This window comes from Kitasatospora sp. NPDC001225, assembly GCF_053597855.1.
On the sequence record NZ_JBSFJC010000027.1, the window covers coordinates 70,587 to 80,957 of the forward strand.

Sequence of the window (10,371 nt, forward strand, 5' to 3'; positions counted from 1 at the left end):
CAATCCGAATACAGATTGTCATCTCATGGGAACCAGCGGTTGGTTGGAATGCCCGGAAGCTGTTCGGAACACGAGGGGCCGCGCCTATCGTGGGCGGGGAGGATCGATCGGGCACGGCACCGGGGGGAGAACACGGATGGGTCTCTACGACGGGGTGGACCTGCGGCTCAACGTTCCGCACTCGGCGCGGATGTACGACTACTTCCTCGGCGGGTTCACCAACTTCGCCGCCGACCGCGAGGCCGCCGGGCACGCCCTCGCCGTCGCGCCCTGGCTGCGCGCCGCCGCCCGCGTCAACCGCTCCTTCATGCAGCGCTCGACCCGTGCCCTCGCCGAGCTCGGCTTCGACCAGTTCCTCGACATCGGCACCGGCATCCCCACCTCGCCCAACCTGCACGAGGTCGCCCAGGGCGTCCGGCCGGACGCCCGGGTGGTCTACGCCGACAACGACCCGATCGTGCTCTCGCACGCCCAGGCCCTGCTCACCGGTACCCCCGAGGGCCGCACCGCCTACGTCGAGGCCGACGCCACCGACCCGGCCCGGCTGCTCGCCGCCCCCGGACTGCGGGAGACCCTCGACCTGTCCCGCCCGGTCGCGCTCTCCCTCAACGCCCTGCTCCACTTCGTCCCCGACACCCACGGCGCGTACGAGCTGGTCGAGCACCTCAAGTCCGCCCTCGTCCCGGGCAGCGCCCTGGTGGTCACCCACGTCAGCCCCGAGTTCGCACCCGAGGACATCGCCACACTGACCCGGATCTACGAGGCGGCCGGCACCGCGGCCCAGGCCCGCACCCGGCTGCGGATCGCCCGCTTCTTCGACGGCTGGACCCTCCTGGAGCCGGGGCTCGTCCCCATCGCGCAGTGGCGGCCGTCCCCCGACGAGGCGCCCGTCGCCGCCGAGGAGGTCTCGCTGTACGCGGGGGTGGCCGTCCGGCCGTGACGGGGCGCCCCGGCCACACCCGCGGCCGGTCACATGGTGTTGACGATGAGCCCGATGTGGGTGAAGTAGTTCAGCCCGCCGAACGCCAGGAAGGCGAGGCCGGCCAGTCCCCACACGACGCCGATCACCGGGCTCATCCACCGCCGGGGGTCCCGCAGCGCGAAGGGGAAGAGCAGCGCCCCGATGCCGACCAGCACGTACAGCCCGGACATGAAGCTCGCCTCCAGCCACGGCCAGTCCGAGAACTCCCCGGAGATCGGCTCCTCCGGCGGGGCGGCGAAGAGCGTGTACTTCCAGCCCGCGGCGGCGATGCCGAAGCAGGCCAGCCCCATGCCGAAGACGAACACCGAGATCGGCGCGGCCACCCGGACCGTCCGGTCGACGCCGTCCGCGGCGAGGAGCTCGCTGCCGCGCTTCCAGAGGTAGAAGGAGGCGGTCAGCAGGAAGACGCCGAACGCCAGGGCGGGTTCGCCGAAGATGACGTTGTCGAACGGGAACCCCTGCCCGGCCAGCGGCCAGGTCAGGGTCATGTGCAGGCCGGTGGTGACGAGCGTGAACCCGAGGGCCCCGAACGCCAGCGCCCAGCCCTCGAGCGTGGTGCTGCGCCCCTGGACGAGGAGTCGGCGCCCCAGGGCGACCACCAGCAGGAGTCCGGCGCCGGCGGCCACCGACATGATCGTGTTGTAGGTCGGCATCCTGGCCCAGTCGATCTTCAGACCGGATGCGGTGAGTGGCATGGCGTGCTGAATCATGGATCAGGGATGACGCGGCACCGTCCGCCGGCAAACCGCGCGCCGCCCGGGTCCACCCGGCGGGCCCAGCCGATCCCGTCCGACCCCGCTCCCGTCCCACCCGCTCCACCCGTGCGACCCCGTCCCCCCGGGCCCAGACTGGTGGTGGATCGACGCTGCCCCGGGAGGCTGGGAGAGGCATGCTGCTGGGACTCACCACCGCCTTGGTCGCGACCGTCTGCTTCGGCTTCGGGGCGGTCTTCCAGGCGCGCGGGGCGCGGTCGGCCCCGCGCGCCGACCGGGTCCGGGCGGGCCTGCTGGCCGCGCTGGCGCGGTCCTGGCAGTTCCTCCTCGGCACCCTGCTGGACATCGTCGGCTTCGCGCTGAGCATCGTCGCCCTGCGCACCCTCCCGCTCTTCCTCGTCCAGGCCGTCACCAACGCCAGCCTGGCCGTCACCGCCCTGGCCGCCGTCTGGCTGCTGGGCGCGCGGCTGCGCCGCGGCGACCTCGCGGGCATCCTCGCCGTGGTCGTCGGCCTGACCCTGCTGGCGCTCGGCTCCGGCCGGGAGGGTCGTGACCACGCCGCGCCCGCCTTCCACTGGGCGCTGCTCGCCACCACCGCCGTCCTGCTGCTCGCCACCCTGGTCCTGGTGCGGCGGGAGGGCAACGCGGCCGCGGCCGGCCTGGGCCTGCTGGCCGGGGCCGGCTTCGGCGTGACCAGCCTGGCCGTGCGGGTACTGGACGCCTCCGGCCCGGTCGCCGTGCTCACCGACCCGGCCGCCTACGCCCTCGCCGTCGGCGGCCTCGGCGGCTACCTCGCCTACGCCCTGGCCCTGCAGCGCGGCACGGTGACGGCCGCGACCGCCGCCGGGACGGTGACCGAGACCTTCGGCCCGGCGCTGGTCGGCGTGACGGTGCTCGGGGACGCCGCGCGCCCCGGGTTCGAGTGGTGCGCGCTGACGGGCTTCGCGGTGGCGGTGGGCGGAACGTTCGTGCTCTCCCGCTTCGGCGAGCCGGAGGGCGGGTCCGCGGAGCCGACCGCCCCGCACCGGGACGCCGAGGCGGAGCCCGTCGTACCGCCCCGGTAGCCCGGACGGCTCCGCCGTGCGAAGGTGACTTGCCGGACAAAACGGACGGCTAGGCGGTCACAGAGCGGCAGGTGCCCGATGGCGGAGGAGCCCCACTCCCGACCCCGGCGGTCGGACCCGAAGGAGGTCACCGACCTCGCGGCTCCCGCCGACCGGAAGGCCCTGAAGCCCCCGCCGGACCCGGCCGGCCGCCCCGTCGCGCTGATCACCGGCGCCTCCTCCGGGATCGGCCGCGCCACCGCCACCCGCCTGGCCGACGCCGGCTGGCTCACCCTGCTCTCCGGCACCGACCGCGCCCGCCTCGACGAACTCGCCGACCGCACCGGCGGCCGCGCCCTGCCCGAGGACCTGAGCAAGCCGGACGGCCCGGCCCGCCTCGCCGAGGCCGCCCTGGCCGACGCCGGCCGGGTGGACGCCCTGGTCGCGAGCGCCGGCCTGGGCTGGCGCGGCCCGTACGCGCAGACGCCCTCCGACACCCTGGACCGGATGATCGAGGTCAACCTCGCCGCCCCGCTGCGCCTGGTCCGCCTGCTGCTGCCCGGCATGCTGGAGCGCCGCCGCGGCCGGATCGTGCTGCTCGGCTCGATCGTCGGCCAGGTCGGCTCGCGGGAGGAGTCCGGCTACGCGGCCACCAAGGGCGCGCTGACGATGTTCGCCGAGAGCCTCTGGTACGAGCTGCGCGGCACGGGCGTCGGGGTACGCCTGGTGCTCCCCGGCGCGGTGGACACCCCGTTCTTCGAGCGGCGCGGCACCCCGTACGAGCGCGACTGGCCGAGGCTGGTCCCGGCGGACCGGGTCGCGGACGCGGTGGTGGCGACCATCACCACCGAACGCGACCGCCTCTACGTCCCGCACTGGCTCGGCTTCCCGTCCCGCCTCCACGGGGTGGCACCGGGCGTGTTCCGCCGGATGGCCGCCCGCTTCGAGTGAGCGCCGCCGTGCACCGGACGGGCACCGCCGCCGTCGCCGCCACTGCCCTCGCCGTCGGCGCGGAGTTCCTGCACCTCGCCCCGGCCGCCGTCCGCCTGCCGCCACTGCGCCGCACCCTGGCCCGCCGCACCGCCGGCGAAGGCGCCGCGCCCGGCCACGTCGCCCTGACCTTCGACGACGGCCCCGATCCGGCCAGCACCCCGTACGTCCTCGACGCGCTGGACGAACTCGGCGCCCGCGCCACCTTCTTCCTGCTCGGCGCGATGCTGGAGCGCGCCCCCGGGCTCGGCCGCGAGCTGGTCCTGCGCGGCCACGAGGTGGCCGTCCACGGCTGGCACCACCGGCAGCAGTGGTACCCGGCCCCCGCCCGCGACCTGCGCGAACTGCGCCGCGCCAGCGAGGCCGTGACCGAACTCTGCGGCGCCCGCCCGCGCTGGTACCGCCCGCCGTACGGCGTCCTGACCGCCGGCCCGGCCCTGGCCGCCCGCCGGCTCGGCCTGCGCAGCGTGCTGTGGACGGCCTGGGGCCGCGACTGGACGGCGGAGGCCACCGGCGAGTCCGTCTACGCGACCGCCCGCCCCGGCCTCACCGGCGGCGCCACCCTCCTGCTGCACGACTCCGACTGCACCTCCGCCCCCGGCTCCTGGCGCGCCACCCTCGCCGCCCTCCCACTGATCGCCGCCCACTGCCGCACCCACCGCCTCACCCTCGGCCCCCTCCGCGACCACCGGGTGCCGTCGGGCGCGGGGAACCGTCCGGGGTGACGGACGCACCGGCCACCACCCGCGTGCCGCACCACGTCCCCCGCGCGGCTAGCCCAGCCCCATCCGTCGCAGCGCCGCCCCGAACCCGGCCTGCCAGGCCTCCGGTGTGGCGCCGGGGGACGGTGCGGGCTCGGGGCGGCCGAGGGCGGCCAGGGCGTTGCGGACCACCTCGGCGGGGCGGGCGGTGGCGACGTCGGCGTGGCCGAGCTCCAGCTCGTGCTGGAGGTTGTCGCGCCCGTGCCCCTGCACCACGTCGAGGAGCAGCAGCCGCCGGCCCAGCGCCCGGGCCTCGCTGCAGGTGTCGCCCGAGCTGGTGACCACCAGGTCGGCGGCGGCCATCAGCGCGGGGACGCGGTCGGTGTAGCCGAAGGGGTGCAGCCGGGGCTCCCGGCGCGCGGCGGTCCGCAGCCGGCGCTCCAGTTCCCGGTTGCGCCCGGCCACCGCGAGCACGTGCGGGCCTGCGGCGGCCAGCGAGGCGGCGGTGCGGGCGAGCGGGCCGAGCCCCCAGGAGCCCGACATCAGCAGCACGCAGGCGGCGCCCGCCGGTACGCCCAACTCGGCGCGCGCCACGGCCCGTTCCGGCGGCCGGTAGAACGGCTGCCGCAGCGGCGCCGGCACGACGGCGACGTCGGCGTCCGGCCGGTACCGCCGCACCGCGCACGCCGCGACCTCCGAGGTGACCAGGAACAGGTCCGTCCCCTCCTGCACCCAGAGCCGGTGCGGCGTCACGTCGGTGCAGAACACGAAGTGCCGGAACTCCCGCTCCGGTGCCTGCCGCAGCAGCCGGTTGACCGCCGAGGTCGCGGTGGCGAACACCGAGACCACCAGCTGCGGCCGCTGCGCCGCGATCAGCTCCCGCAGCGCCGGGACCAGCCGGGCGCGGGCCGCCGCGTCGGCGAGCAGGGCGAGCCGGGCGCCCGGCCGCAGCGCCGAGAAGTGGAAGGCGTCGTACACCCCGGGCAGGTCGAGCAGCCGGCGGAACACCGCCTCCCCGGCCGCGCCGGAGCGCTGCCCGAGCAGGGCCATGGCGTCGACCGTGCCGGTGGTCCAGCCGCGTTCCCGCAGGGTGTCCGCGCAGGCCTGCGCCATCACGTCGTGGCCCTGCCCGAGCGAGCCGGAGACCAGCAGGGCGTGCGGCATCGGGCGGCCCCCGTCAGGCGCCGGCGGCCGAGCCGACGGCGGCCCGGTACCAGTCCGCGTACTGCCGCACGCCGGCGGTGAAGTTGGTGCTCGGCGACCAGCCCAGCAGCCGCTTCGCCTGCGCCGAGGAGATCCGCCGCCCCGCGTAGTCGGCCTTCCGCCCGTCGATGTGCTCGATGGTGACGGGCCCCAGCAGGGCGTCCACGGTGTCGGCGATGTCCCGCACCGAGACGGCCGCCGAGCCCTCCAGCGCGAAGGTCTGGTCCTCGGCGGCGGGGGAGAGGGCCCGGACGTGGGCGTCGGCGAGGTCCTCGACGTAGACGAAGTTGCGGCTCTGCCGGCCGTCCCCGGCGATGGTGATCGGCCGACCGGTCAGCGCGGCCTGGACGAACCGGGCGACGACCAGCTCGTCCCGCATCCGGGGGCCGTACGGGATGCCGTAGCGCAGGATGGTGAAGTGCTGCCCGTAGAGCTCGCGGTAGCTGTGCACCAGCATCTCGGCGGCGAGCTTGGTGGCCACGTACAGATGGCCGCTGTGCTCCAGCTCGATCGGCACGTGCTCGTCCAGCTCCTGTTCGCCGCCGTCGATCTGTCCGTCGGTGAGGGCGGCTCCGTAGACCCAGACGGTGCTCGCCAGCACGGTCCGGCTCAGGCCGCTGCGCCGGGCGGCCTCCAGGACGGCCTCGGTGCCGTCGATGTTGGTCCGCACCGCGCGGACGGGGTCGGCGGAGACCTGCTCGACGTCGGCCATGGCGGCCAGGTGGTAGACCACCTCGCTGCCGGCCAGCGCCGCGGTGAGGGCCCCGAGGTCGAGGATGTCGAGCCGCGCGTGCTCGGCGTCCGGGTTGAGGTACTTGTCGGTGGTGTCCACCGCGAGGACGTCGTGGCCGGCCGCGATCAGGTGGTCCACGACGTGTGAACCGATGAACCCGCAGCCTCCGGTGACGGCTATCCGCACGATCCTGCTCCCTTCGCTCCGGCTACCCGGCCAGGCGCCGGTACACCGCGGAGACGGCGTCGACCACCTGCTCCGTCTCGTCCTCGGTCATGTCGGAGTGCACCGGCAGGCAGACCTGCCGGGCGCAGACGTCCTCGGCCACCGGCAGCGGCCCGCGCCGGTACGGGGCGAGCACCGGCTGGAGGTGCAGCGGCAGGTCGTAGACCTCGCCGGACAGCCGCACCCCGTGCTCCTCGGCCACCGCCCGTTTGAACTCCGCGCGGTCCACCCCGGACGGCAGCAGCGCCACGTACTTGTAGTAGTTGCCCCGGCAGCCGGGCGGTTCGAGCACCGGGTCGAGGCCGTCCAGCCCGGCCAGCGCCGCGTCGTAGCGGCGGGCGACGGCCCGGCGGGTCTCGATGAACTCCTTCAGCCGGCGCAGGTGCACCGAGCCGATCGCGGCGTGCGGCTCGCTCATCCGCCAGGAGTAGCCGAGCTTCACGTGGTGGTTGGTGGTGAAGGAGCCCTTGCCCTGGTCGCGGTAGATCCGGGCCTCGTCGCGCAGCTCCGGCGACTCGGTGAGGATCATCCCGCCCTCGCCGCTGGTGGTGACCTTGGTCGGGTAGAAGGAGAAGGCCCCGGCCAGGCCGAAGGTCCCGGCGGCGCGCCCGTCGAAGCTGCTGCCGTGGGCGTGCGCGGCGTCCTCGACCAGCGGGATACCGCGCCGGTCGCACAGCGCCCGCACCGCGGTGACCTGCGGGCCGACCAGCCCGCCGATGTGCACCAGGACGACGGCGGCGGTGTCCGGGGTGAGCGCCGCCTCCAGGGTCTCGGGGGAGAGCGCGAGGGTGGCCGGGTCGACGTCGGCGAAGACCGGACGCCCGCCCGCGTGCACCACCGCGCCGGCGGTCGCGTAGAAGGTGACGGCGGGGACGACCACGTCGCGGCCCCGGACGTCGATGCCGCGCAGGATCACCTCCAGCGCCGCCGTGCCGCTGCTCACCGCGACGGCGTGCGAGGCGCCGTGCTCGGTGGCGAAGGCCTGCTCGAAGCGCTCGGTCCACGGACCGAGGGTCAGCGCGCCGGTGGTGAGCATCTCGGTCACCGCTTCGGCGACGGCCGCACGGTCGCTCTCGTCGAACACGATGCGGGCGGCTGGAACGCCCATGGGGCACCTCCGGCGGCGGGCTGCGAAAGCAGCACCGATCGGGTCGGATCCTCCCGAACCGCACGTCAGCGGACGGGTCAGGCACATCACGCTACTTCGCCCACCGGCCCGCGGCCCGCCGCCGCGGACCGCACGGGTGACCGGATCTGCTTCCGCCGCAGGTCCAGGGGCTGCTTCCGGGGTAGGACGCGCGCTCCTCCGTACGGGGGAGGGCACTACTGCGTCCGCAGTACGCAAACGGCCTGCGCAGGGACGACGACGGAGTAGGGGTCGGCGATCAAGGATTGGTCATGCTGCGGCGGACCGCGTCCACCAGGACGTCCGGCCGGCCGCGGCACCTCCCGATCCCGAGAACCGCATCCGAAGGAGTCCGCTCTCCCGTGGCCACGTTCCTCTACCGTCTGGGCCGATGGACCTTCGTCCGGCGCCGGCTGGTGACCTTCCTCTGGGCCGCCGTGCTGGCGGCCGTCGGAGTCCTCGCGGCCAAGGCGCCCGCCGCACCCGACGACGGCTTCGCGATGCCCGGCACGGAGGCGCAGAAGGCCTTCGACCTGATGAACGAGCGCTTCCCCGGCGGCCACGCCGACGGGGCCTCGGCGCGCCTGGTGTTCGTCGCCCCCTCCGGCCAGAAGATCACCGCCGCGCCGAACCAGCAGGCCGTCGAGCGCACGGTCGGCGAGCTCGCCGGCTCCGAGCAGGTCACCAGCGCGGTGGACCCGTTCAAGATGAAGGGCGCCGTCTCCGCGGACGGCACCACCGCCTACGCCACGGTGAGCTACTCCGCCAAGGCCGGCGAGGTCTCCAAGACCGCCACCGACACCCTCGAGCAGGCCGCCCAGCACGGCCGGGACGCCGGCCTCAAGGTCGAGATCGGCGGCACCGCGCTGATGGCCAAGCCCGACGCGGGCGGCAGCAGCGAGGCGATCGGCATGGCGCTGTCCGCCGTCGTCCTGGTGATCACCTTCGGCTCGCTGCTCGCGGCCGGCCTGCCGCTGCTCACCGCCGTCATCGGCGTCGGCCTCGGCATGGCGTTGATCACCGCGCTCGGCAGCACGCTCGGGCTCTCCACCACCACCGGTACGCTCGCGATGATGCTCGGCCTCGCGGTCGGCATCGACTACGCGGTGTTCATCGTCTCCCGCTACCGCGCCGAGCTCGCCGAGGGCCGGACGCCCCAGGAGGCGGCGGGCCGGGCGGTCGGCACGGCCGGGTCCGCGGTGGTCTTCGCGGGCCTCACCGTGGTGATCGCGCTCGCCGGCCTCTCCGTGGTCGGCATCCCGATCCTGGCCAAGATGGGCATGGCCGCCGCCGGGACGGTCGTCATAGCCGTGCTGGTCGCGCTCACCCTGGTGCCCGCGCTGCTCGGCTTCCTCGGCCGCAAGGTGCTGCCGCGCAAGGCCCGCAAGGCCCGCGGTGCGGCGGCCCCGGGCGCGAAGGAGAACGGCGGTGCCCGCTGGGCCCGCTTCATCCTGCGCCGCCCGCTCGCGGTGCTGCTCGGCGGCGTGATCGGCCTCGGGGTGCTCGCCGCCCCGGCGCTCGACCTGCGGCTCGGCCTGCCGGGGGACGAGTCCAAGCCCACCTCCACCACCCAGCGCCGTGCGTACGACCTGCTCTCCGAGGGCTTCGGCCCCGGCTTCAACGGCCCGCTGACGGTCATGGTGGACGCCAAGGGCGTCGCCGACCCGAAGGCCGCCGCCGACGAGGTCGCCAAGAAGGTCTCGGGTCTGCCCGGGGTCATCGCGGTGACCCCGCCGATGTTCAACCAGGCGGGCGACACGGCCCTGCTCAACGCCGTCCCGGCGACCGGCCCGAGCGAGGCCGAGACCAAGGACATCGTGCACGCCATCCGCCACGACGCGGCCGGCCTGAAGACGGCCACCGGGGCGACGGTCCTGGTCAGCGGCACCACGGCGATGAACATCGACGTGTCGCAGAAGATGTCCGACGCGCTGGTGCCCTACCTCGCCGTGGTCGTCGGCCTCGCCGTCATCCTGCTGATGATCGTCTTCCGCTCGCTCCTCGTCCCGCTGAAGGCGGCGCTCGGCTTCCTGCTGTCGGTGGTCGCCGCGCTCGGCGCCGTGGTCGCGGTCTTCCAGTGGGGCTGGCTGGCCAACCTGATCGGCGTGGAGCAGACCGGCCCGGTGATGAGCATGATGCCGATCTTCATGATCGGTGTGGTCTTCGGCCTCGCCATGGACTACGAGGTGTTCCTGGTCACCCGCATCCGCGAGGGCTTCGTCCACGGCGAGGAGCCCGGTGAGGCGATCGTCACCGGATTCCGGCACAACGCCCGGGTGGTCACCGCCGCCGCGTTCATCATGATCGCCGTCTTCGCGGGCTTCATCGGGATGAGCGAGCCGATGATCAAGATGATGGGCCTGGGCCTCGCCGCGGCCGTCGCCTTCGACGCCTTCATCGTCCGGATGACCATCGTCCCGGCCGTCCTCGCCCTGCTCGGCCGCCGCGCCTGGTGGCTGCCGCGCTGGCTCGACCGCCTGATACCGGACGTGGACGTCGAGGGCAGCAAGCTCGTGACCGCCGCCCCGGAGCCGGCCCCGGCCCGGGAGTCCGTCACCGTCTAGGCCGGCCACGATCGGGGTGAAGGTGCGCACGATCAGCACCTCGACGGCGATCTGCGCGCCGGTGATCGAGGCCGAGGTGAGCTGATCGGTG

Annotated in this window: 9 protein-coding genes; 5 read left to right on the forward strand and 4 right to left on the reverse strand. The window is 74.7% G+C overall.

The window, feature by feature from the left end; genetic code table 11:
- The first annotated feature begins 136 nt into the window (after positions 1–136).
- Positions 137–940: an SAM-dependent methyltransferase gene (locus ACWDCZ_RS12320; RefSeq protein WP_117493005.1), complete on the forward strand. Its 804-nt coding sequence runs from the start codon at positions 137–139 to the stop codon at positions 938–940.
- A gap of 29 nt (positions 941–969) precedes the next feature.
- Here the strand turns inward: ACWDCZ_RS12320 and ACWDCZ_RS12325 are convergent, their stop codons facing one another.
- A complete protein-coding gene (locus ACWDCZ_RS12325; protein ID WP_396277226.1) occupies positions 970–1,677 on the reverse strand; it encodes a DUF981 domain-containing protein in 708 nt (235 codons plus the stop codon).
- 194 nt (positions 1,678–1,871) lie between these two features.
- Here ACWDCZ_RS12325 and ACWDCZ_RS12330 point away from each other — a divergent pair, with 194 nt between their 5' ends.
- The 3 genes from ACWDCZ_RS12330 (at position 1,872) to ACWDCZ_RS12340 (ending at position 4,453) form a co-directional block, all read left to right on the forward strand.
- Positions 1,872–2,759, forward strand: a complete 888-nt coding sequence (locus tag ACWDCZ_RS12330; protein ID WP_449815907.1) for a DMT family transporter — start codon at positions 1,872–1,874, stop codon at positions 2,757–2,759.
- 78 nt (positions 2,760–2,837) lie between these two features.
- Positions 2,838–3,689 carry an SDR family NAD(P)-dependent oxidoreductase gene (locus tag ACWDCZ_RS12335; protein ID WP_416873834.1) on the forward strand — a complete coding sequence of 284 codons (852 nt, stop codon included), beginning with the start codon at positions 2,838–2,840 and terminating at the stop codon, positions 3,687–3,689.
- An 8-nt stretch (positions 3,690–3,697) separates the two neighbouring features.
- Positions 3,698–4,453 (forward strand): polysaccharide deacetylase family protein, encoded by a 756-nt coding sequence (locus ACWDCZ_RS12340; RefSeq protein WP_449811562.1) that lies wholly within the window; start codon positions 3,698–3,700, stop codon positions 4,451–4,453.
- A 48-nt stretch (positions 4,454–4,501) separates the two neighbouring features.
- Here ACWDCZ_RS12340 and ACWDCZ_RS12345 read toward each other — a convergent pair whose 3' ends face one another.
- From ACWDCZ_RS12345 to ACWDCZ_RS12355, 3 genes are read right to left on the reverse strand one after another with little or no spacing between them, the layout of a single operon-like run.
- On the reverse strand, positions 4,502–5,593 hold the full coding sequence (locus tag ACWDCZ_RS12345) for an MGDG synthase family glycosyltransferase (RefSeq protein WP_449815908.1): 1,092 nt from the start codon (positions 5,591–5,593) through the stop codon (positions 4,502–4,504).
- Between the two features lie 13 nt (positions 5,594–5,606).
- A complete protein-coding gene (locus tag ACWDCZ_RS12350; protein ID WP_049658039.1) occupies positions 5,607–6,551 on the reverse strand; it encodes an NAD-dependent epimerase/dehydratase family protein in 945 nt (314 codons plus the stop codon).
- 22 nt (positions 6,552–6,573) lie between these two features.
- Complete coding sequence (locus ACWDCZ_RS12355; RefSeq protein ID WP_449815909.1) at positions 6,574–7,698, reverse strand: DegT/DnrJ/EryC1/StrS family aminotransferase; 1,125 nt, start codon at positions 7,696–7,698, stop codon at positions 6,574–6,576.
- Positions 7,699–8,078: 380 nt separating this feature from the next.
- On the opposite strand from ACWDCZ_RS12355, the gene ACWDCZ_RS12360 reads away from it, so the two are divergent.
- Positions 8,079–10,280 (forward strand): MMPL family transporter, encoded by a 2,202-nt coding sequence (locus ACWDCZ_RS12360; protein ID WP_449815910.1) that lies wholly within the window; start codon positions 8,079–8,081, stop codon positions 10,278–10,280.
- The last annotated feature ends 91 nt before the right edge of the window (positions 10,281–10,371 follow it).